Consider the following 23162-nt stretch of genomic DNA (forward strand, 5'->3'; position numbering starts at 1 on the left):
TTTATTGATGAAACTTGAACCTGTATTGATGAAACGTACTTCCCAATTTTGGGAAATTCAAAGTCTAGTTGATATCTAGCTTTAACTCGTATACTATTAGAGTGGTAAAATATTAATCTTTCCATTACATTATTTTTACATAAAAGTAATCAAAATTGGTGACTAAGTTTTCAAATTTACGAAATATTAACAGTAAGGGAGGTTGACAAAATGGAATATCTATATTTAATTATTTGTTTTGTTGCCTCAATCATTATTACACCTTTTGTAAAAAAGCTGGCATTGAGATACAAAATAACAGATAAGCCAAATCATAGAAAAGTCCATAACAAAGTCATGCCCCGACTCGGCGGGTTAGCTATTTATTTAAGTTTTATTATCGGACTTATCATTTCAAGGCAAGATAGTCCATACTTATTGTCGATTATTATTGGAAGTGCGATTATTGTGATCACCGGTATTCTTGACGATAAATTTACTTTACCTCCAAGGTATAAACTCATTGGTCAATTTTTAGCCGCAATCGTCGCAATTCGAGGTGGATTTGATCTTGAATTCATTAACCTTCCTTTCGGCGGAAAATTAGAATTCGGATACTTTATTATACCGATTACGCTACTTTGGATCATCGGAATTACGAACGCTATTAATTTAATTGATGGTTTGGATGGCCTTGCAGCAGGTGTATCAGCGATTGCACTTATAACATTGAGCATTATGGCCTTTATACAGGGAGATATTTTCGTATTAACGATTGCTCTTATTATATTAGGTAGTACACTCGGATTTTTATTATTCAATTTTTACCCAGCAAAAATATTTATGGGTGATTCTGGGGCACTGTTCCTCGGCTATATGATAGCAGTACTTTCACTATTAGGTTTTAAAAATGTAACATTCTTCTCATTTGTAATACCTATTATTATTCTCGGAGTCCCAATATCGGATACATTCTTTGCAATCATCCGAAGAATCATTAACAAACAGCCGATCTCATCTCCGGACAGGTACCACTTACATCATCGATTATTAAGCACTGGATTCTCACATCAGCAAGCAGTGCTCGTAATATATGCCATTGCCATCATGTTTAGCCTTGCAGCTGTCTTATTTTCAATGGCAACCGTGTGGGGATCCTTAATCATTATAGTAGTCCTATTGTTCGCGATTGAATTATTTGTAGAAGTGATGGGCTTAGTCGGAAAAGATTATAAACCATTATTAAAATTTATGAGACCGAAAGCATCGAGTCGGATTAATGATCGATGATAAAACAAGAGCAGGCAATTAATGCTTTTGTTTTTTTTTACGAAAGTTTTATAAAAAATGAATAGTTCGTCATATATACCTAAATAAATTATTTAGACGACAAACTTGTTCCAATTTAGAATTTGTAAAGAAATAGCCCACAATAAAAGTCTAGCCCAATAATTAAGGACTAGACTTTTAGATCATTCTTTATCTCCTTCTTGTGAGTTGTTGCTAGGATTAGCAACGCTGTTTGTAGCAGGAATGGTAGTAATGTCTAAATGCTGTTTAAGCGTAGTTTTTGTCTCGGCAAGCGCATTCTCATCAAGCTGCCAGTAGTATACGTTTTTACCGCTACTATTTGGAATGTAGCTGTCAAAACCTTCAAGAGTCATCGTATCAATTGTAAGGTGACTTGCAACCCCGTAATCGATAAAAGATTTTATTTCATCAAATGTCATATCTGTTTTCATATTCGCACCAATAGCATCGATAACTTGACCGTATTTAACAACTGAAGTTCCGGAAGCTGCTTTTTTTACAATGGCCTTCATAATTTCTTGTTGTCTTTTTCCGCGTTCAATATCATTATCTCTCTTTCTTGTTCTGGCGAATGCAAGAGCTTCCTCGCCATTTAAGGTTTGCAAGCCTGGTTCTAATGATATTGCATCTGCTTTATCCTTTGAGTTTTGCTCGGAAAATGCAAATGGAACATCGATATCCACTCCACCAAGTGCATCAATAATTTCCATGAATGCTTCGAAGTCTACGCGTACATAATAATCAACTGGTATATCTAATAGCTGTTCGACAGTTTCAATCGTGGCCTTCGGACCACCATATGCGTGTGCGTGGTTGATTTTTGTGGAATAGCCTACTTCATCAATATACACATAAGAATCACGCGGTATAGAAAGGAGTTTGACCGATTTTTCTTTTTCATTCAACGTTGCAAGCAAAAGAGCATCGGATCGAGTATGGTCTCCTTGACTACGTTTTTCACTGTCGTCAATACCAATAAAAAGAATTGAGACATTATCAATTTTTGGATCAACCTTTTTCTCACGTAGAACAGACTTACCAGCGCGGTCATCATGATATGATTCTGCCATCATGTTTTCTGCTTTAATGTATAGATGAATTCCGTAACTTATACCTAAAGAAGCGATAAGAAGAATTGGAAACACCAAAAACCAAAATATCCTTTTTCGGCTTCTTTTCTTTTTATTTAGCTTTATTTGCTGTCTTCCCATTAAGGTAAACTCCTTTATTTATGAATTCATAATGAAGGTTTCGTTAAGAAAATGTAAATATGCTAACCTTTATAATACTATGTTTTGGTGAAGAGGTAAAATACATTTTCAAGGAAAAAATCTTACTTAGCTGTTTATACTAATATCAGAATTCTACAAACACATATCATTTTCCCCAAGTTTTTACAAATTTTTCCCCAGTTTCTAATATTTCTATGCTATAATAATAGAAAATAAAAATAGGGGGAAGGGAGTAGAAACATTGTCTTTTAAAAGATTAATAGCGTCACTAGTCATTTTTTTATTGCTAATACCTATAACATATGAAAAGGTAAGTGCAGAATCTTCTCAAGTAATCTCGGTGAAACTAAGTAACTATATTGGAAATAAAACAGAACTTTATTTTTCATTTACGGGTGCACATTCCGTTTTGGAGGATAAAGATATTATTTTAGAAGAATCAATAGGAAATGAATTAAAGAAATATAAAGTTAATGTTGAGTCAAGTAGACTTGTATTATATGACTATTCAGGAAATAAAATAAAAGATATGGGTACATCTTTTACTATTAATGCTGAAAAATATGACCCGCAAGTTCTACAAACTATATACGGAAATACTGAGAGGAAATATTTAGGAGATATTCAATTTACAGTAGAGAGTGGAAAATATGTTAGACCAATAAACTTAAATATTCCTTTTGAAGACTATTTAAAAGGTGTAGTTCCGCGTGAGATGCCTGCTGGTTGGAATATTGAAGCTTTAAAGGCACAGGCAGTAGCAGCACGTACATATTCTGCAGGAAGTTTTGGTAAAACTGTAGCAGATACACAAGGTTTTCAAGTATATGGTGGATATGATTGGCACCCTAATTCTACAAAAGCGGTAGTTGAAACAAAAGGGAAAATCTTAAAATATAATGGTTCACGAATTAGTGCTGTTTTTTCATCGAGTAATGGAGGGACGACAGAATCTAACTCAAATTTATGGGGGGGATCTCAATTAGCATATCTTCCTGTAAAAAATGATCCATATGATCCCAAAGCTGTATGGTCACTTAATCTAAAAAAGGATTTGATAGATACTAGAAAACTAGATTTAAAAAATCCAAATAATTGGTGGAGCAATACAAACGAAAATAGTACGGGAGTAGCTAACCTGGTAAAAAATGAACTGTATAAACAAAATGACTATAAAAATACAGAGATAAAGGTTATTCGCATTCCAAATTTTAATTTTATGAATAAAAATAGTAGTGGTAGAAGCCAAAATGCAACAATAACTGCTGAATTTTTTGTTAAGGACAAGTCTACTAAATCTTATCGGATGCAGAATGGGTCAATCCAAACATTTAAAGCCACTGTTTCATCTACTGCTAATTCCATGAGAACAGCTCTTGGAACAATGAGTATGAAAAGTACTCTCGTAACAAGTGTTTCTTCAACAAAACATACTAGACTTGGCGGTAACGATCGGTTCGATGTTGCAATAAATGTATCAAAAAATGGATGGTCATCGGCAAATACAGTAGTTTTAGCAAATTGGGATGCATATGGTGATGCTCTAGCTGCTGCACCATTAGCATTTAAATACAATGCTCCTATACTTTTAACAAAATCCAGTGAATTAAATAGTAGGTCAAAACAGGAAATCCAAAGATTAAAAGCAAAATCAGTCATAATTGTAGGTGGAACGATAAGTGTTCCAGAGAAAATTGCAAATGAACTAAGAAAAATGGGAATAACCGTTACTAGAATAGACGGAAAAAACCGTGTAGAAGTTGCAAATAATATTGCAAAGCATATAGGGATAAATGGAAAAGTAGTAATTGCGGATGGCTTTAATCATCCAGACGCTTTATCTATTGCACCATATGCCGCTAGAAATGGTCACCCAATACTTCTTACAAACAAAAGTCACAATTTAGAATCATCTACTGAAAACTTAATAAAAAATGCAAGTATTAGTCAAACAATTATATCAGGTGGTCCTTTAAGTGTTTCTGATAAGGTCTTTAAAACTGTTCCCAAACCAATCAGGTTCGGTGGTAATAGCCGTTTTGAAGTTTCAGCCAATATTGCAAACGCCTATTTCTCTTCAAGTTCAACAGCGTTCATTACTAGAGGATCCATTTTTGCCGATGCTTTAACTGGTTCTGTTTTAGCTGCAAAAAGAAATGCACCCATTCTACTTACAGAACCTAATGCATTGCCAACAGCTGTAAAGAACTATGCCTATAAGCCTAACCTTAGTGGTTATGTAATATTAGGTGGACCAATTTCTGTTAGTGATAACATTGCAATGAATCTACCAAATCTTTCATATAATATATCCGGAAAAGGATTTGGGCATGGAGTAGGTATGAGTCAACATGGAGCTAATGAAATGGCAAGGCAAGGAAAAAAATATAACGATATTTTAAACTTCTATTACCCTGGAGCAAAGTTGGAAGATATATAATTGCTTGACTATGAAATAACCGGAGTGTCACCCGCGTTTTAGTCTTATTCAGTGTACTCTATTAATTAAAATCCAATCTAAAGTCAGCTTTAGGAGGCTGAATGATGAAAAAAAGAACAGCAGCTTTAGTTTTAACAATATTAATGTCTATCCTCCTTTTTTCAATAGATGCTTCCGCGGCAAGTACATCGAGATTAGGAGGGAATGATCGTTTTGATGTTGCAATAAACGTGTCAAAAAGAGGATGGTCAACTGCCTCTACAGTTGTTTTGGCTAATTGGGATGCCTATGGTGATGCACTTGCAGCTTCACCCTTGGCATATAAATATAACGCACCAATATTATTAACTAAAGCTAGTGAGTTAAATAGTAGATCAAAACAGGAAATCCAGAGATTAAAAGCAAAGTCAGTTATTATTATAGGTGGAACGATTAGTGTTCCTGAAAAAATTGCTAATGAGTTAAGAAATATGGGGATTTCTGTTACAAGAATAGAGGGTAAAAACCGGGTGGAGGTTGCAAATAATATTGCAAATCATTTGGGGAATAAAGGGAAAGTTGTAATTGCAGATGGATTTAACTTTCCAGATGCACTTTCCATAGCTCCTTATGCTGCTAGAAACGGTTACCCAATATTACTTACAAATAAAGAAAAAACATTGGAACCATCTACCCAAAATCTTATTGGCAAATGGGATATTAACCAAACTATTATTTCGGGCGGGCCATTAAGCGTATCAGATAGTGTTTTCAAATCTGTTCCAAACCCAATTAGATTTGGAGGAAATAGCCGTTTTGAAGTATCGGCTAATATTGCGAAGGCTTATTTTTCTTCTAGTTCAAATGCCTTTGTTACAAGAGGTTCAATTTTTGCAGATGCTCTAACTGGATCTGTGCTAGCTGCAAAAAATAATGCACCAATTTTACTTACTGAGCCGAATGCACTTCCTGCATCCATTAAAGATTATATAACCGGTAGTAGGGTTGGTATTTTCACTTTATTGGGTGGATCGATTTCCATTACGGAAAAAATCAATAATGAATTAAGTCACCCATTAGTAGGTCAAACCATTGTAATTGATGCAGGTCATGGTGGAGGTGATTCAGGTGCTACTGGAAATAAGATGCAAGAGAAAGAAATTGTTCTCGATATAGCAAAAAGGGTTAATTCCAAGCTTAAATCATCTATGGCTAATGTGATAATGACAAGGCAAGACGACACTTATTATACACTTGCAGAACGTGTGGAAATAGCACAAAAGGCAAAAGCAGACTTGTTTGTAAGTGTTCACGTTAACTCATATACAGATAGTAAGGCCAATGGGACCGAAACATGGTATGATAAAACACACGCATCTGAAGAAAGTAAACAATTAGCAGCAGTAATTCAACAGGAATTAATTAAAGCGCTGGGAACAACTGATAGAGGAATTAAGGAACAGAGTCAAGGCTTTTACGTAATTCGAAATACGACAATGCCTAGTGTCCTTGTAGAAATAGCTTTTATTTCAAACTCCTCCGATGCTAGTAAGTTAGCAAGTGATACTTATCGCCAAAGAGCGGCGGATGCTATTTATAATGGAATTGTAAAGTTTTATAATTAATTGTAAACTATCAGAATTAATAGAAACCATTATTTGAAACCGTAAAATCAGGGAACCCGTAGGGGTGACCTGATTTTTTTCTAATCATAGGTTTTGCCTTACTTATTTGACTTGAAAGCAAAATAAAGTGTATATTGTATAATGGGTTTTACCATCAGGCCGTGACAAATTATGTCAAGATCATGCAAGTACTCTCAAGTGATCTATGCAAAATAAAATGTTTAATAGAAATGGGGTTGTTGTTGGTGATCTATGCAGAAATTCTTGCTGGTGGAAAAGGAACACGAATGGGAAATATTAACATGCCTAAACAATTCTTGTCCCTTAATAATCGACCAATTATTATTCACACAATTGAAAAATTCTTATTGAATAATCGTTTTGAAAAAATAATAGTAGTCTCTCCTAAAGATTGGATCAACCATACAAATAACATCATTAAAAAACATATTGGTAATAATGATCGTCTTGTCGTTGTAGAAGGCGGTAAAGATCGTAATGGCTCTATAATAAGTGGAATTAATTATATTAGAGACCATTTTGGGATTAATAAAGAAGATATTATTGTAACTCATGATTCTGTACGTCCATTTTTAACCCATCGGATTATAGAGGAAAATATTGATGCTGCACTTGAATGCGGTGCTGTTGATACCGTTATTGACGCAATTGATACGATTATTACATCTGAAGATGGAGTAGTAATTTCAGATATTCCTGTTCGTGATACGATGTTTCAAGGTCAAACTCCACAAAGCTTTAACATACAAAAATTAGTCGAATTATATAATTCGTTAGATAATGAACAAAAGACTATATTGACGGATGCTTGTAAAATTTTCACTCTTCATGGAGAGAAAGTTAAGCTTGTTAAAGGGGAAGTATTCAATATAAAAGTAACTACGCCATATGACTTAAAGGTTGCAAATGCCATAATTCAGGAGAGTATTACAAAATGATTAATCAAGTATATCGTTTAGTTTCCCCTCGTCAATTTGAGGTTACTTATAAAGATCGCTCTCTCCAGTCCGATTATGTAGTAATCCGCCCGACACATCTTTCTATTTGTGCAGCTGATCAACGCTACTATACAGGTAGACGTGATAAGGAAGCAATGGCGAAGAAACTTCCGATGGCTTTAATTCATGAAGGCATTGGTAATGTTGTTTATGATCCATTAAACGAGATACAAACTGGCACAAAAGTTGTAATGATTCCGAACACGCCTTGTGAAGAAGATGATTACTGTGCAGAGAATTATCTAAAGTCCAGTAAATTTAGGTCCAGTGGATTTGATGGATTTATGCAGGATTATGTATTTATGAATCGTGACAGAATTGTAGTACTTCCAGACGACCTAGATTCTAATGTATCGGCATTTATTGAATTAATTACGATTGCCATGCACTCCCTCGTTCGTTTTGAAGCAAGATCGCACAATAGACGTAACGTATTTGGGGTGTGGGGTGACGGAAACCTTGGATATATTACATCTTTGATTCTTAAAAGAAGATATCCAGAAAGTAAGGTAATTGTATTTGGAAAAAACCAATACAAATTAGATCACTTCTCTTTTGTTGATGAAACATTTCAAATTGATGAAATTCCTGGAAACCTATCTATTGATCATGCTTTTGAAGCTGTAGGAGGGACCGGAAGTCAATATGCTATCAATCAAATCATTGACTATATTTATCCTGAAGGATCCATTTCCATTATGGGGGTTTCAGAGTACCCTGTTGAAATCAATACTAGAATGATTTTGGAAAAAGGGATTACACTTATCGGAAGTAGTCGAAGTGGGCGTAGTGATTTTGTTAATACAGTGGAATTTATGAAAGCTCATCCTGAGTTTGTTGATTATTTAGGAACGCTCGTTGGAGAAGTTCACGAAGTTCGAAATATAAACGATATTATCGATGCATTTGAAAAAGATATTACCTCTTCCTGGGGTAAAACAGTCATTGAGTGGAAAATATAATTGCAATGTAAGGCATTAAAAAAGGACGGCTCTTAAATTTGGATACAAAGTTAATCCCTACACTCTTAGTAAAAGGTGTAATTAATTTAGCCTATAATATATGTAGATTTCTTTTCCCAATAAACGAGAAAAAAGTAACCTTTGCATCTTATCGTTCAACAGGATTAGAGGGAAATTTATTATTTCTTTACAAAGCAATGAAAAGTGAATACAAAGGATATCATTATAAGTTTCTAATTAAAAAGTTTAATGGTAGTACTTTAGGCAAGGCTAACTACTTTATTCACATGCTTAAAGCTAGTTATGCACTTGCCACATCTCGTTATTTTATAATTGATGATTATTACTTCCCAATCTACGTGGTAAAACCACGTAATGGAACAGAAGTTATTCAATTGTGGCATGCGGCTGGAGCTTTTAAAAAGTTTGGCTTAAGTACAATGAATAAATCATTTGGTCCAAAATCTGAGTACTTGAATCATGTGAAAATACACTCAAACTATTCAAGAGTTTATGTAAGTTCTAGTTCTGTTAAATCTTATTATGCTGAAGCATTCGGAATGCCTAAGGAAAGTATATATCCTTTAGGATTACCGAGGACTGACTTCTTTTTTAATCACTTGGAAAAAGAAAAAGCATTTAATAAATTTCATCAAGAATTTCCAGAACTTAAAAATAAGAAGGTTATCCTTTATGCTCCTACCTTTCGCGGGAGTAGTCATAGGCAAACTGAATTTAATTGTCCAATAGATCTTACATTGTTAAGGAAAATAATTGGAGATAATTTTGTTTTACTTATTAATCTTCATCCATATATGAAAAAAAACTCGAAATATGATGAAAAAGAAAAGCAATTCGCTTATTATATTGATAATGAATTAAATATAGAAGAATTACTAGCCATATCTGATATATTAATTACCGACTATTCTTCAGTTATATTTGACTATAGCTTATTATTGAAGCCAATAGCATTTTTTGCTACAGATTTAGATGAATACATCAAAGAAAGAGATTTTTATTTTGATTACAAATCGTTCATACCTGGTCCGTTGTTTACTGATACAGAATCTTTGAGCAATTGGATCATCCAAAGTAATTATGACTTAGGTTCAATCGAAAACTTTCGAAATCTTTTTTTTGATTATGTAGATGGAAATGCAAGTAAGCGAATAGCGGAACATCTGCTTGCAGAAAATGACCATAAAGTACAGATAGGGGATTAATATACAATTTAATCCCCTGTTCGTATTTCAACACAGGTGCAGACCTTCATTATAGATAGGAGTAGAAATAATGATTTCCAGGATAAAAAGGAAGTTAAAAAGATCAATACGAAAAGTATTCCCTAAAAAGAATCACTTTGATGTTGAATCTGCAATAGATAAACATTTTATTATTGATGATGATCGTATCATTATAGAAAACAGTTCAAGTGAAGATGAGCTACTAATTCCTAGAAGGAAGATTACTGCTCTACGTTGGAATGGCCCGATAATATCAATTCAGGGGTATTATTATTTAGAAAGCTTACCAATGGTAGATGAAGATTGGGTAAAGAAAAGATTGGTATTGATTGATAAATCAGGAAGGAAATTTTTTATTCCTTTAATTGATGTACCAGTAGATAGCATTAACTCCGGGGAAACAATTGACTCTTTATATACCTGGTCTGGATTTAAAGCAGAAATTAATTTTGCGACAATAATTCCTAATAACAGGCCATTACCTGAATCGGATTATAAAGTATATATTGAAGTAGAAGTTTATGTTATTGGTGATAGAAGATATAGGAAAGTATTTCCTCTAGGAAATATTGAATCATTCTTAGAAAAAGGATTCCACTCCGCAAAAATGGAATACTTTACAGCTAAAAGAGAAATGAAATTTAACTTAATGGTTACGTATGACCAAGCTGCAAAAACGATGAAAATCGTATCTACAAAATTAAAGGACTTTGATCCGAAAGAAATGGGCTTGGAAGCATATAAGTATAAGAAAAGTTTTATGAGCCGCTTTGCACATACTTATGGCTTTAGATTTCTCTATAAGTTATATTCACTTCGTCCGATTATTAAAAATAAAGTTCTATTTGCCTCAGACAGTAGAACTGAATTAGAAGGCAATTTCTTATACGTTTATGAAGAAATGCAAAAAAGGAATTTAGATTTAGACTATCATTTCATGTTAAAGAGTGAAACTGGTGAAAATAAAAGCTTTAAAGAAATTAGAAAACTTGCATATCACTTAGCAACGTCTAAATTTATACTTTTAGATGATTTTTACCCAATGGTGTATCCATTGAAAATTAGAAAAAATGCTGAATTAATACAGCTTTGGCATGCAGTAGGCGCATTTAAAACATTTGGATTTAGCCGAATTGGAAGACCCGGTGGTCCATCACCAAAATCATTGAACCATAGAAATTATACTAAAGCGATCGTTAGCTCAAAACATGTAGCAAAATATTATGCTGAAGGATTCGGGATTGATGAAGAAAAGGTTGTAGCTACTGGAATCCCACGTACTGATATATTTTTTGATGAAACTTATAAAGAGAATATCAAAAAAGAAATATATGCAGAGTTTCCTTTTTTGAAAGGAAAGAAAGTTATTACATTTGCTCCCACTTTCCGCGGAAATGGCCAGCAATCAGCATATTATCCAATGGAAGTATTAAATTTGGACAAACTATATCACGAATTAAAAGATGAATATATTTTCTTATTTAAAATTCATCCATTCGTTAAAAATGATTTTAATATTCCATATCAATACAAAGATTTCTTTTATAATTTTTCAACTTATCGGGAAATCAACGATTTATTATTTGTTACTGATATTCTTATTACAGATTACTCTTCGGTTTGCTTCGAATTTGCACTTCTAAATAAACCTATGCTTTTCTTCGCGTATGATGTGGAGGAGTATGTTCAGAAGAGAGACTTTTATTATGATTATAGTTCCTTTATACCGGGGCCACTTGTGCGTTCAACCAATGAGATAATTCAAACTATTAAAGAAGAAGATTTTAATATGAACAAGATACAGCCTTTTAAGGAATATTTCTTTGATCATCATGATGGAAAATCAAGCTCTCGGGTAGTAGAGGATTTAATACTTGCTAATTTAGAAAAATAAAGTTTACGTTGTTAGCAATGGATGCAAAGAGTTCCAGCCTAGTGAACAAGGAGTGTCTTATTTGAGTAGGAAAGTGTTTATGTTACTTTATGACATTGATGTCAATAAAGGTGGAATCACAAGCGTAATACTTAGTAGATCTGCTGAATTAACGAATCTTTACGGATTTAGTGTAGATTTAGTTAGCTTGGATTATAAAAAGAATTATAACGAAATACGCGAAAAATTCATTCGTGTTGGAAGATTATCCCCGAATGTAAATATATTAAATGTGCATGATTATTATAAAAGTAATAATTGTTCGGGGATTATACAGGATGAACAACTTAATTATTACAAGCAAGAGTCACAACTTGATGAATCTGGTTACCATGTACAAGTCAACGAATATAAAGATAAGCATTATGCAAGGTACTTTAGAAATGGACAATATATAAAATATAAAAAATGGTCCAAGGATGGTAACTTAATCTTTATTGATCATTTCAATGAAAATCGCAGTAGAGTTTCCCGTGAAGAATTTGACGATTCTGGATACATTACAAGGAAAATTTATTTTGATCTGTATTCAAACAAACCAAAACAGGAATTGCTTTATACAAAAGATGGATTTTGCTACTTAAACAAATGGTATAACCATAGTAATGGAAATATACAAAAAATATTTTTGTTTAATAAGAATACAAATAAGGTAATTGAATTCAATAGCAATAAGGAATTCCATGTGTTTTGGTTAAATGAACTTTGCGGCGCACAAAAAGAAAAACCATATTTAATATGTGATGGAGTAGGTTCTGCTTCAAAGGTATTAAGTATGGACCCAGATTCAGCCTACAGAATCTATACTATTCATACAAATCATTTTGATGAACCCTATGTTTATGGCAGTAATATTAAGGAAGATCATATTACATTATTGGATAATCTAAATAATGTTGAGGCATTAGTTGTATTAACTGAATCTCAGAAAAAGGATATCATTAAACAATTTGGAGATTATAATAACGTACACGTAATTCCGAACTTTATAACACCTATTAAAGATTATGAATATAATCGTGATCCTAATCTTGTGACAATGATATCTAGATACCATCCTGAAAAAAGAATAGATGAGACTATCCTAGCGTTTAAAAAGGTAATAAAAGAACTTCCTAATGCAGTTTTAGAAATATATGGACACGGTGAAGATGAGGATCGACTAAAAAATATAATAAAGAAATCACATTTAGAGAATAATGTATTTTTAAGGGGGTATACCACTAAAATTGGTGAAGTTTTAGGCAAATCCAATTTAAGTATTATTACCTCTAAATTTGAAGGGCTTAACGTAGCTAGTTTGGAATCTATGTCATGCAAAGTGCCCGTATTAAGTTATGATGTGAATTATGGAATGAGTGACATTATAAAAGATGGCGTGACTGGATTTCTAGTTCCAAATGGGGATAGAAATGCATTAGCAAATCGAATCATTGAAGTGCTTAGTAATCCAGGTAAAATGAACTTAATGGGTGCTGTAGCGCAAGAATTTGTTAATAGCCGTTATTCAAAAGAACGGGTTTGTCGATTATGGAACATTTTATTTGATAAATTGGATAGCGATAGGGGAAAAAAAGATAATCGAATTTAAATTACCTAGTTAATAACTCGGTAAGGGGTTGATTTAATGTGAAGAAGATTTTAACTTATGGAACTTTCGATTTAATTCATATTGGCCATATTAATCTTTTGAGAAGAGCGAAAGGCTTAGGTGACTATTTAGTCGTTGGACTATCCACAGATCATTTCAATAATGAAAAGAAAAAGGAATCCTACCATAGCTTCGAAAACAGAAAGATTATTCTCGAATCGATCCGTTTTGTAGATGAGGTAATACCTGAAAACAGTTGGGAACAAAAAATACAAGATGTTAAAGATCATAATATAGACATATTTGTCATGGGTGACGATTGGAAAGGTCATTTTGATTTTTTAAAGCCATATTGTGAGGTATTATATTTACCACGAACAATTGGAGTCTCAACTACGAAAATAAAATCAGATATTAGCAGTGTAAATAATGGTTAAAGATATTATAATATCGCTTTATTTACTCCTTTTTAAGATCTTTTTTAACTTATTTAAACTCTTCCCGCTAAAAAATAAATTAACCTTTGTTATTTCCTTCGGTGACAATAGTAAATATGTTTACGATGAAATTCAAAGACAAAAAATCCCTGTAGAAATTGTAGTTCTATATAAAGGGTCAGCTAACAAGTATTTTAAAGAAGAAAAAAAGGATATTACTATCATTCCTTTTGAATCAGTTAATATTATTTTTATTTTAAAATCTATATTTCATCTAGCTACATCAAAACATATATTAATTGATAACTATTTTGGGTTCCTAGCTGCAACCAACTTTAAATCAAGTGTTAAATGTATTCAATTATGGCATGCTTCAGGTGCGTTGAAAAAATTTGGTTTAGAAGATATGTCTGTTCAGAAACGCAGTACTATTGCCCAAAAACGATTTTTAAATGTATATAGCAAATTTCAAAAGGTTATAGTTGGATCAGATATAATGGCTGATATATTTATTAAATCCTTTAATCTTACAAATGAAAATATATTAAAAACGGGCATACCTCGTTCTGATTTTTTTTATAACGTAACACTTCAACAGGAGATCATTAAACGACTTTATAAGGAAAATGATTTGTTAAGATATAAAAAGAAAATCTTATATGCTCCAACTTATCGTGATGGTCAACTTAATCACTTTGAAATGCAATTAGATATAAAAAAAATGCAGGAAGAGTTGGGGAAGGATCATATTTTAATCTTACGAATACATCCCTCGATTAAAAATAGAGAGGATTATTCTTCGATTTATCCAGGGTTTGTATTTGAATATTCTTCTATAAAATATGATATAAATGAAATTTTGTTAATAGCAGATTACTTAATTACTGATTATTCCTCAATTCCTTATGAATTTTCGCTATTAAAAAGGCCAATGATTTTTTTTACTTATGATTTGGAAAAATATAAAGTAGAACGAGGACTTACGGAGAATTTTGAAAGTATGGTTCCGGGCCCAGTTGTTAAGCAAACCTCTGATGTTATCAATCTTATAAGAGAAAAACAGTTTAACCCCAAGCTCATTGATCAATATGCAACAGTATGGAATAAATACTCAACAGGTAATTCTAGTACAAAGCTAGTGAATTATTTATTTTACAATCAGAATATATAATTGGATGACTATGGTTAGAATAAGTGAGTCATCCTTTTGAGTTTATTGTTATTTCTGTTTGTTACTTGTATAATTTAATAATGCATTAAAAACTCAATTTTTTGTAAAGAATTGAAAGGAAATTTTTATGAAATCTGCAATTAGCGTAATCAAAGAGCAAATAGAAAATTTCTATCTTATAAGACGACTTTCGTTTTATGAGTTAAAAAGTACGAACCAAAGCAATTATTTAGGTATGGCGTGGGAAATTATTAATCCGGTCATTCAAATACTTATTTATTGGTTTGTTTTTGGAAGCATACGTCAACGGGGAGATATTCAAGTTGCTGATGGCGTTGAGGTACCATTTATATTATGGCTACTAGCAGGATTCATTATTTGGAATTTTTTTTACCAAGCAACTATTCAAGGTTCCAGATCAATTTATACTAGACTCCGAATGCTTTCGAAAATGAATTTTCCAATGAGTGTTATACCTAACATCGTAATCTTTTCACAATTTTATATCCATTTGATCATGTTATTGATAACTATTATCATCTTTCAGTTTGCTGGTTATTATATAAACATTTATTTTTTACAACTTTTATATTTCATTTTTGCCACTTTCTGCTTAACTTTTGCAATCTCACTTATCACCTCAACTTTTTCGACAATTATTAGAGATGTTCATATGTTTTTAAATGCTACTTTAAGGATGGTATTATACTTGTCTCCAATCCTATGGCAGGTAACAATCTTAAAGGAGCCATTACCAACCCTTATGAAACTAAATCCCTTATACTATTTGATTGAAGGGTATCGATCAGCATTGTTTGGATTAGACTGGTATTTTATAGACCATTGGAAATATACCTTATACTTTTGGGGAGTAGTAGCGTTGTTGTTATTATTCGGTTCTGTAGTACATGTGAAGTTTAGAAGACATTTTATCGATTACTTATAAACGGTGTGATTATGTGGAAAAAGCAATTATTACAAAAAATGTAACGAAAAAATATAAACTATATAACGGGACAAAAGAACGAATCTTAGATTTAATATCCCCTAAGAGTTATGGAGAAGATTTCTATGCCCTTGCAGATGTGAGTTTCGAAGCTGAAAAAGGGGATGTTATTGGGTTTATGGGGATTAACGGTTCAGGGAAATCAACTTTGTCCAATATTATTGCCGGGATCGTTCCAGAGACATCGGGAACAATAAAAGTAAATGGTCAAGCATCTTTAATTGCAGTTGCCTCCGGTTTAAAGGCAGATTTATCCGGTAGAGACAACATTGAGCTAAAGTTATTAATGTTGGGGTTTAACAAAGCTCAAATAAAAGAATTAGAGCCGGATATTATCGAGTTCTCTGAAATAGGTAAGTTTATTGACCAACCGGTAAAATCTTACTCAAGTGGAATGAAATCAAGATTAGGTTTTGCGATATCAGTAAATGTGGACCCTGATATTTTAATCATTGATGAGGCATTATCAGTCGGTGATAAGGCCTTTGCAGAAAAAAGCTTAAATAAGATGAAGGAATTTAAAGAAAGAGGAAAAACGATGATTTTTGTCAGCCATTCCATTGGTCAAATGAAGGAATTTTGCGATAAAATATTATGGCTGGAATATGGAATGGTCAAAGATTTTGGTACGGTAAAAGAAGTGATTCCAAAGTATGAGGAATTTTTGAAACAATATCAAAAAATGTCAAAGAGCGAAAAAGAGGCTTATAAACAGGCTGGTTTGGATCGCCAAAAAGAAGCATTGAAATTGGTACATTCTTAACACATCATATATAGAAAAAAGAAAGAGAGTGCCGACAAATAGTTGCCTCTCTTCTTTTTTTCTATGCATAATAACATTGCTAGGAGAACAATTAATATGGTAAATATTTTAATGAAATTGAAAAGGAAGATGTTAGCTTTATTTAAATCTACTACCAGCGAAAGCTTTACGAAAATAAGTGTCGTCATACCAACCTTCAATACAAAAGGGGAATCACTTAAAACGATTATAAATTCACTTGATCACCAAACAATGCGTCAAGAAGAGTTCGAGGTAATTTTTATAGATGATGGGTCAACAACGGACATTATACATAAGTTAAAAGAACTATCTTTAACTCGACCTAATGTAATTGTAAAGCAAATCCCGAATTCTGGTTGGCCAAGTAAACCAAGAAACGTCGGAACGAATATTGCTAAAGGGGTTTATATATTATATTTAGACCACGATGACTATCTTTTTCCAGAAACGTTTGAGCGTGTTTACCAATACGGGATAGAGAATAATGCGGATGTTGTAAATGGTAAAGAGGTTAGGACAAAAGGATGGTCATGGGGCTGGGATCAATTTAAAAAGAATAACCCTGAGGCCCATAAATTGGGGATTCAATCTTTATTACCTATGACACCACATAAATTTTATCGACGAGAATTTCTTTTAAATAATAATATTACGTTTTATGAAGGAGCAAGGGTTCTGTGGGAGGATGTGTATTTTAATACGAAAGTATATACGGCAGGTGCAACTGTTGCTATACTTTCCGATTATCCTACCTACTACTGGATCGAAACTGGTGAAAATAATTCAGGGACGTTTGAAGATGATCCTCATGAAAAATGGCAGCAAATAAGGAATTTATTTCAGTTTTTCAAAGATACGATTCCGGAAGGTAACGATTTAACCTTTATGCTAGCGCACTGGTATCAGACTCGTATCCTTGGAATGTTAGGGCCTTGGTTGATTGATAAGCCAATTGAAAGAATATCCTTGGAGTTTGAATACGCTCGTAAGGTAACTTCCGATTTGATTCCGGAATCTATAGATAATCATGTGACTCATATAAATAAAGCTAGGGCATATTTATTGAGAAAAGGAAAAGTCAAGGAATTTATTCAACTCGTTAAGCATGATAAAACAGTAACTGCCAGAAGTTATGCTACCGATATACAGTGGGTAAATAGTGGGTTGAAAATTGATGTAACAGCTGAGATGACTTGCAACAACATCGAACCTTATATCTTATATTCTACTACAGAAGGAAAAATTTTTAGAAGTGTTCCTAAACAATTAAAAAATGCCATACCTGATGAACTGCTAGAAATAACGGATGAAATTGATAAATGTAAGTATGAAATAAGTATTAAAGGAAGAAATTCACGTGTTACATGGGAAATTCCCGTGGAAAGTAGTGAAGTGAAAACAAGAAATATTAATTCTAAAGAGCTAGGACTTTTGGGTAAAGCACAAGTTTTGATTGATATACAAAAGACAGGGGAAATTCTCGAAAAACAACCATGGGATATCGCTTCTAGATTTACTGCAATAGGATATTCATTTCATAGAGGTATTGTAGGGCTTACAGGATTTGGAGCATCAGCACTGATAAATGGTTATACGGCTGTTGCATATCGTAATCAATCGGAGTTATTGACCATTGATACTGGTAGTAAGGTGCGCAGTGTTGTAGGAACTGCAAAACCAAAGCAATCCGATTTATCAGTTTTAAACAAAAGAGAATCGATTGAAATCAATTTATCTTTACCAAATACGTATGTTTACGGTAAAACGAAAATAGAAGGTTCTATAGAACTAACTTCAGAGAATGATGATAGTGTTCTGTTTTCAGCACCAGCTTACCTAATTGGTGATGAGCTTGGTGCTCGTGTTACTGCAAATGTAAAAATACCAAGTGGTAGATATCGTTTATCAACAATATTTGAAGGAAGAAAATCTAAGACGGGTCTGTTAATTACTATTAGTGATTCTGAAAAATAGATAAAAATATAATTATGTGTATTAGGTGATATTAAGGGGAAGACAGTGAATAGATGTCTCCCCTTTTTTGTTGACTTGAAGTTTAAAATACTGTATTTTTTACCATGTGCAAGAAAAGAAATTAAGCTCCAAGGATATGGAGGAATAAAATAATGAAAGTGACTGTAGCAATTCCTGTTTATAATGCTGAAAGGCACTTAAATGTGACGTTGGATTCCCTAGTAAATCAAACAATGGATCCTAATGATTTTGAAGTGATTTGTGTAAATGATAAGTCAAATGATAATAGTGTTGAAGTAATAAAAAGCTATATGAAAAACTATAGCAATATAAAATTAATCAATCGGGATACAAATGCAGGCGGACCTATGATTCCGCGAAATGATGCAATTGAAGCCGCAAGAGGAGAATATATATTATTCCTTGACAATGACGATTTTCTAGGCGAAGAAACATTGGAGCGCTTTTTTACTGCAGCATCAACTCATAAATCGGATGTGATATATGGGAAATACATAGGTGTTAACGGACGTGTTGTGCCCCAATCTATGTTTAAGTTTGGCAATTTACCAAATGCGGACATCATAGAACATAATCTAGTATTTTCTTTAGCCCCCCATAAAATGTTTAGATTATCTTTAATAAGGGAGCATCAAATTCGCTTTCATCCAGAAGCTGTTATCGGAGAAGATCAGTTATTTGTGATGGACTGTTATGTTAGGGCAAAGGTGATAACAGTACTAGCGGATTATAATTATTATTATGTTGTTAAAAGAGGAGAAGAAAATCTGAGCGTTAAATATTTTCCGGCTAAAAATTTCTATTACTCTTTTACTAACATAATGAAGAATATTGAGGAATCTAATCTACATCCACTTTATAAAAAACAACTAAAAGCAGCATTTTTAAATAGATTTTTTCAAGCAAGTCGTTTGAGAGGTTATATTTTAACAAGGTTGCCTTCAATTAGTCAAAAAGAAGAATGGTTAAATGAAACGAAAAAGTTTATTGATGAATACATAGATGACGAACTATTGTATATGCTTCCCTCAAAATATCATTATTTTATTTTAGCAGCCAGGGATAATGATTTACAAAAATTATTATTGCTGCATAAACAGATGGAATCAGTAAATGCCAACGACGTGACGAGGGTTGAAGATGGTTGGATTTATGCCAAATTTAGATTATTACAAAAGCAGCAAGCTTATGAAGAAGAACATACAGTAAATCATTTAAATGACTCCGATATTTTTGTAGATGAAATATTAATAACAGATAAACAATGTCAAATTAGAGGTCAATTTTATCAAAGTTTATTAATAAATATGGATGTTAAAAATGAATTGGTCCTTGTTCATAGAAATAGCGGACTCGAAAAAAGAATAAAGGAAAATCGAGCTGATAAAACTGGGGAATTCAATTTTTCAATTGATTTTCGCGAATTTGTCCTTAATGAAAAATTGGTTGGCCCATGGGATGTCTTTATAGAAGGGACGATAAATGGATATAAAAAGAGAAGGCGATTAGGTCAAGCAAGAAATGGTAACCTACTTCAAACTAAACCTACAGCAGAAAAGAAAACAATACTGAATATTCTAGACCGGAGGACTGAGCCAAAGGTTCAGACAGCATCCAAAAAAGAAATTACCGTTAAAGTCACTTCATTTGGGAAAAAATACAAAGTCAAAGTCTACTTCACCCAAAATTTTGATAACCTTTCATTTGATGTAAAATTGAATAACTAGATAGGAGGCTTAAAAATGAAGAAAAAGGCAACGATTGTTCGAGATAATGTTTCAACATTTGCAAGGCCTTCAGTTAATTCTATCGTTGTAAATAAATATGACAAAAAAGGAAAAGAATTAACATTATATCCAATTGAAGAAGGATGGTATGAACTTCGCCCAGTAGACCATGATGGTGTTATGAATACTGAATTTATTCAAGCTAAGCATATTAAGATTATTTAAATGCAATTAATTAAGTAAAATAAATCCTGAAACACGTTTTAGAGTAGGGAGATAAGGAGGAATATATTATGAAAGGTATTATATTATCAGGTGGGAGCGGTACACGCCTATATCCTTTAACAAAGGCTATTTCAAAACAAATGCTGCCAATTTATGATAAACCAATGATATATTACCCTTTATCAGTCTTAATGTTGGCAGGAATAAAAGATATTCTTATTATTTCTACACCAGAAGATACGCCGCGATTCGAGCAATTATTAGGTGATGGGAAGGAATTAGGAATTTCGTTAACATATGCTGTACAAGAAAAACCAGAAGGATTGGCACAAGCGTTTATTATTGGTGAAGACTTTATTGGTAAAGACTCTGTCTCACTAATCCTAGGAGATAATATATTTTATGGACAAGGATTATCCAAAATGCTCCAAAGAGCTGCAAAGAAAGAAAAAGGTGCAACTGTATTTGGTTACCATGTCCATGATCCAGAAAGATTTGGTGTAGTTGAGTTCGATAACAATATGAAAGCTATCTCTATCGAGGAAAAACCAACACACCCAAAAAGTAATTATGCCGTGACAGGTCTGTATTTTTACGATAATCGGGTAGTAGAGATTGCGAAAAATATACAACCATCCCAGAGGGGAGAATTGGAAATATCTGATGTAAATAGTCAGTATTTGCAATTAGGAGATTTAGATGTGGAAATTATGGGCCGTGGTTTTTCATGGTTAGATACAGGAACTCATGAATCCCTCTTAGAAGCGTCAATGTTTATTGAAACCATTGAGAAGCGTCAAAGACTTAAAATAGCGTGCTTGGAAGAAATCTCGTATAGAATGGGTTATATAGATGAAGAGCAAGTAAGAAAATTAGCAACGCCGCTAGAAAAAAACGAATACGGTCAATATTTATTACGTCTAATTGATCAAGAAGGGAAGGAAAATTAAGTGAAAGTAATTGAGAGTAGACTTTCGGGTGTCAAGTTAATTGAACCTAAGTCCTTTGGGGATCATCGTGGCTTTTTTATGGAAAGCTACAATGAAAAGCTATTTAATGAGTTCAATATTAATGAGGTTTTTATTCAAGATAACCATTCCTTATCTAAGGAAGCAGGTGTCCTCCGAGGGCTTCATTATCAGTTAGAATCTAAAGCGCAAACGAAGTTAATTCGTGTTGTGACTGGCGCAATTTATGATGTAATAGTTGATGTACGTAAAGGTTCCCCTACATATGGTGAATGGGAAGGGTATATCTTAAGTGAACATAATAAGCGCCAACTTCTTGTACCTAAAGGGTTTGCTCATGGATTTTGTACCATTACGGAAAATGTAAATGTTCTATATAAAGTTGATGAGCTGTATTCTCCTGAACACGATAGGGGAATAGCTTGGGACGATGATGACTTACGAATAGATTGGCCAATTCGTAATCCAATTCTTTCCGAGAAAGACATGAAACATCCGAAGTTGAAAGATGCTGATAATAACTTTATTTGGGAGAGGAAATAAATGAATATACTTGTAACAGGTGGAGCTGGATTTATTGGGAGTAACTTTGTAAGGTACATGTTACAAAAATATCCGAATTATAAAATTGTAAATTTAGATCTATTAACATATGCAGGAAATATACATAATCTAGACGATTTAAAAGATAATAAAAATCATGTATTTGTAAAGGGAAGTATAACAGATCGTGAATTAATTTTGGATTTGATTGAAACCCATGAAATTAATACTATTGTAAACTTTGCCGCGGAATCACATGTGGATCGAAGTATATTAAATCCTGGAGTATTTATAGAGACAAACGTTCAAGGTACACTCGCTCTATTGGATGCTGCACGAGCTAAAAAAATAGAGAAGTTTTTGCAAGTTTCTACAGATGAAGTTTACGGTTCCTTAGGTGAAACAGGTTACTTTACTGAAAATACACCGATTGCACCTAATAGTCCATATTCAGCTAGTAAAGCTTCTGCAGATATGTTGGTAAGAGCCTATCATGAAACGTATGGAATGAATGTAAATATTACGAGATGTTCGAATAACTATGGTCCATATCATTTCCCGGAAAAATTAATTCCTTTAATGATTACGAACGCCGTTGATGGAGAAGATCTTCCAATATATGGTGATGGGAAAAATGTTCGTGATTGGTTACACGTAACAGATCATTGTTCCGCAATTGATTTGGTTCTGCATAACGGGCAATCTGGTGAGGTGTATAACGTAGGAGGCCATAATGAACGTACGAACAATGAGATTGTAGATTTAATTGTTAACCAGCTGAAAGTTCCTCGTGAACGGATTACATATGTAGAAGATCGATTAGGACATGATCGTAGATACGCCATCGATCCAAAAAAACTAGAAACAGAGCTTGGTTGGAAACCAAAATATACGTTTGATACCGGTATTATTGAAACAATTAATTGGTATTTAGAAAACGAAGATTGGTGGCGTCCTTTAAAAGAGCGTGCAAAATTGGAGGCATAAC

At 33.1% G+C, this 23162-nt stretch carries 19 protein-coding genes; 18 read left to right on the plus strand and 1 reads right to left on the minus strand.

Annotation, left to right across the window (positions count from 1 at the left end; genetic code table 11):
• Window positions 1-210: 210 nt before the first annotated feature.
• Window positions 211-1269 (plus strand): glycosyltransferase family 4 protein, encoded by a 1059-nt coding sequence (locus MT489_RS10810; protein ID WP_244681564.1) that lies wholly within the window; start codon window positions 211-213, stop codon window positions 1267-1269.
• Window positions 1270-1451: 182 nt separating this feature from the next.
• Here MT489_RS10810 and MT489_RS10815 read toward each other — a convergent pair whose 3' ends face one another.
• Window positions 1452-2501, minus strand: coding sequence for an LCP family protein (locus MT489_RS10815; protein WP_244681565.1), 1050 nt, complete (start codon window positions 2499-2501; stop codon window positions 1452-1454).
• 262 nt (window positions 2502-2763) lie between these two features.
• Here MT489_RS10815 and MT489_RS10820 point away from each other — a divergent pair, with 262 nt between their 5' ends.
• From MT489_RS10820 to rfbB, 17 genes are all read left to right on the plus strand, one after another.
• The gene (locus tag MT489_RS10820; RefSeq protein ID WP_244681566.1) at window positions 2764-4962 is read left to right on the plus strand and encodes a SpoIID/LytB domain-containing protein; all 2199 of its coding nucleotides are present in this window, start codon (window positions 2764-2766) and stop codon (window positions 4960-4962) included.
• Window positions 4963-5066: 104 nt separating this feature from the next.
• A complete protein-coding gene (locus tag MT489_RS10825; RefSeq protein WP_244681567.1) occupies window positions 5067-6566 on the plus strand; it encodes an N-acetylmuramoyl-L-alanine amidase in 1500 nt (499 codons plus the stop codon).
• 245 nt (window positions 6567-6811) lie between these two features.
• A complete protein-coding gene (locus MT489_RS10830; RefSeq protein ID WP_244681568.1) occupies window positions 6812-7525 on the plus strand; it encodes an IspD/TarI family cytidylyltransferase in 714 nt (237 codons plus the stop codon).
• Complete coding sequence (locus MT489_RS10835) at window positions 7522-8547, plus strand: ribitol-5-phosphate dehydrogenase (RefSeq protein ID WP_244681569.1); 1026 nt, start codon at window positions 7522-7524, stop codon at window positions 8545-8547. Before MT489_RS10830 ends, MT489_RS10835 begins: the two co-directional genes overlap by 4 nt.
• Window positions 8548-8585: 38 nt before the next feature.
• A complete protein-coding gene (locus tag MT489_RS10840) occupies window positions 8586-9773 on the plus strand; it encodes a CDP-glycerol glycerophosphotransferase family protein (RefSeq protein WP_244681570.1) in 1188 nt (395 codons plus the stop codon).
• 70 nt (window positions 9774-9843) lie between these two features.
• Window positions 9844-11688: a CDP-glycerol glycerophosphotransferase family protein gene (locus MT489_RS10845; protein WP_244681571.1), complete on the plus strand. Its 1845-nt coding sequence runs from the start codon at window positions 9844-9846 to the stop codon at window positions 11686-11688.
• Between the two features lie 61 nt (window positions 11689-11749).
• A complete protein-coding gene (locus MT489_RS10850) occupies window positions 11750-13318 on the plus strand; it encodes a glycosyltransferase (RefSeq protein WP_244681572.1) in 1569 nt (522 codons plus the stop codon).
• A 38-nt stretch (window positions 13319-13356) separates the two neighbouring features.
• Entirely contained in the window at window positions 13357-13755 is a 399-nt protein-coding gene (tagD, locus tag MT489_RS10855) for a glycerol-3-phosphate cytidylyltransferase (protein WP_244681573.1), read from the plus strand.
• On the plus strand, window positions 13748-14926 hold the full coding sequence (locus tag MT489_RS10860) for a CDP-glycerol glycerophosphotransferase family protein (protein WP_244681574.1): 1179 nt from the start codon (window positions 13748-13750) through the stop codon (window positions 14924-14926). Before tagD ends, MT489_RS10860 begins: the two co-directional genes overlap by 8 nt.
• 127 nt (window positions 14927-15053) lie before the next feature.
• Complete coding sequence (locus MT489_RS10865; protein ID WP_244681575.1) at window positions 15054-15872, plus strand: ABC transporter permease; 819 nt, start codon at window positions 15054-15056, stop codon at window positions 15870-15872.
• Window positions 15873-15885: 13 nt separating this feature from the next.
• Window positions 15886-16695 carry a teichoic acids export ABC transporter ATP-binding subunit TagH gene (gene tagH / locus MT489_RS10870; protein ID WP_244681576.1) on the plus strand — a complete coding sequence of 270 codons (810 nt, stop codon included), beginning with the start codon at window positions 15886-15888 and terminating at the stop codon, window positions 16693-16695.
• 96 nt (window positions 16696-16791) lie between these two features.
• Window positions 16792-18690, plus strand: coding sequence for a glycosyltransferase family 2 protein (locus tag MT489_RS10875; protein ID WP_244681577.1), 1899 nt, complete (start codon window positions 16792-16794; stop codon window positions 18688-18690).
• Window positions 18691-18842: 152 nt separating this feature from the next.
• The gene (locus tag MT489_RS10880) at window positions 18843-20438 is read left to right on the plus strand and encodes a glycosyltransferase (RefSeq protein ID WP_244681578.1); all 1596 of its coding nucleotides are present in this window, start codon (window positions 18843-18845) and stop codon (window positions 20436-20438) included.
• Between the two features lie 15 nt (window positions 20439-20453).
• Window positions 20454-20663, plus strand: coding sequence for a hypothetical protein (locus tag MT489_RS10885; protein ID WP_244681579.1), 210 nt, complete (start codon window positions 20454-20456; stop codon window positions 20661-20663).
• Between the two features lie 68 nt (window positions 20664-20731).
• A complete protein-coding gene (rfbA, locus tag MT489_RS10890) occupies window positions 20732-21613 on the plus strand; it encodes a glucose-1-phosphate thymidylyltransferase RfbA (RefSeq protein WP_244681580.1) in 882 nt (293 codons plus the stop codon).
• Window positions 21614-22174, plus strand: a complete 561-nt coding sequence (rfbC, locus tag MT489_RS10895; RefSeq protein ID WP_244681581.1) for a dTDP-4-dehydrorhamnose 3,5-epimerase — start codon at window positions 21614-21616, stop codon at window positions 22172-22174. It abuts the gene before it with no gap.
• On the plus strand, window positions 22175-23161 hold the full coding sequence (rfbB, locus tag MT489_RS10900) for a dTDP-glucose 4,6-dehydratase (protein WP_244681582.1): 987 nt from the start codon (window positions 22175-22177) through the stop codon (window positions 23159-23161). It abuts the gene before it with no gap.
• The last annotated feature ends 1 nt before the right edge of the window (window position 23162 follow it).

Origin of the sequence: Lederbergia wuyishanensis (assembly GCF_022900255.1) — a bacterium.
In the GTDB taxonomy this organism is placed as follows: domain Bacteria; phylum Bacillota; class Bacilli; order Bacillales; family Bacillaceae_C; genus Lederbergia; species Lederbergia wuyishanensis.

Excerpts from the sequence above, each read along its gene's own strand:
- MT489_RS10810 (WP_244681564.1), top strand. The coding sequence starts at position 211 with ATGGAATATCTATATTTAATTATTTGTTTTGTTGCCTCAATCATTATT.
- MT489_RS10815 (WP_244681565.1), bottom strand. The coding sequence starts at position 2,501 with ATGGGAAGACAGCAAATAAAGCTAAATAAAAAGAAAAGAAGCCGAAAA.
- MT489_RS10825 (WP_244681567.1), top strand. The coding sequence starts at position 5,067 with ATGAAAAAAAGAACAGCAGCTTTAGTTTTAACAATATTAATGTCTATC.
- MT489_RS10835 (WP_244681569.1), top strand. The coding sequence starts at position 7,522 with ATGATTAATCAAGTATATCGTTTAGTTTCCCCTCGTCAATTTGAGGTT.
- MT489_RS10845 (WP_244681571.1), top strand. The coding sequence starts at position 9,844 with ATGATTTCCAGGATAAAAAGGAAGTTAAAAAGATCAATACGAAAAGTA.
- MT489_RS10860 (WP_244681574.1), top strand. The coding sequence starts at position 13,748 with ATGGTTAAAGATATTATAATATCGCTTTATTTACTCCTTTTTAAGATC.
- MT489_RS10865 (WP_244681575.1), top strand. The coding sequence starts at position 15,054 with ATGAAATCTGCAATTAGCGTAATCAAAGAGCAAATAGAAAATTTCTAT.
- MT489_RS10875 (WP_244681577.1), top strand. The coding sequence starts at position 16,792 with ATGGTAAATATTTTAATGAAATTGAAAAGGAAGATGTTAGCTTTATTT.
- MT489_RS10880 (WP_244681578.1), top strand. The coding sequence starts at position 18,843 with ATGAAAGTGACTGTAGCAATTCCTGTTTATAATGCTGAAAGGCACTTA.
- MT489_RS10885 (WP_244681579.1), top strand. The coding sequence starts at position 20,454 with ATGAAGAAAAAGGCAACGATTGTTCGAGATAATGTTTCAACATTTGCA.
- rfbA (WP_244681580.1), top strand. The coding sequence starts at position 20,732 with ATGAAAGGTATTATATTATCAGGTGGGAGCGGTACACGCCTATATCCT.
- rfbB (WP_244681582.1), top strand. The coding sequence starts at position 22,175 with ATGAATATACTTGTAACAGGTGGAGCTGGATTTATTGGGAGTAACTTT.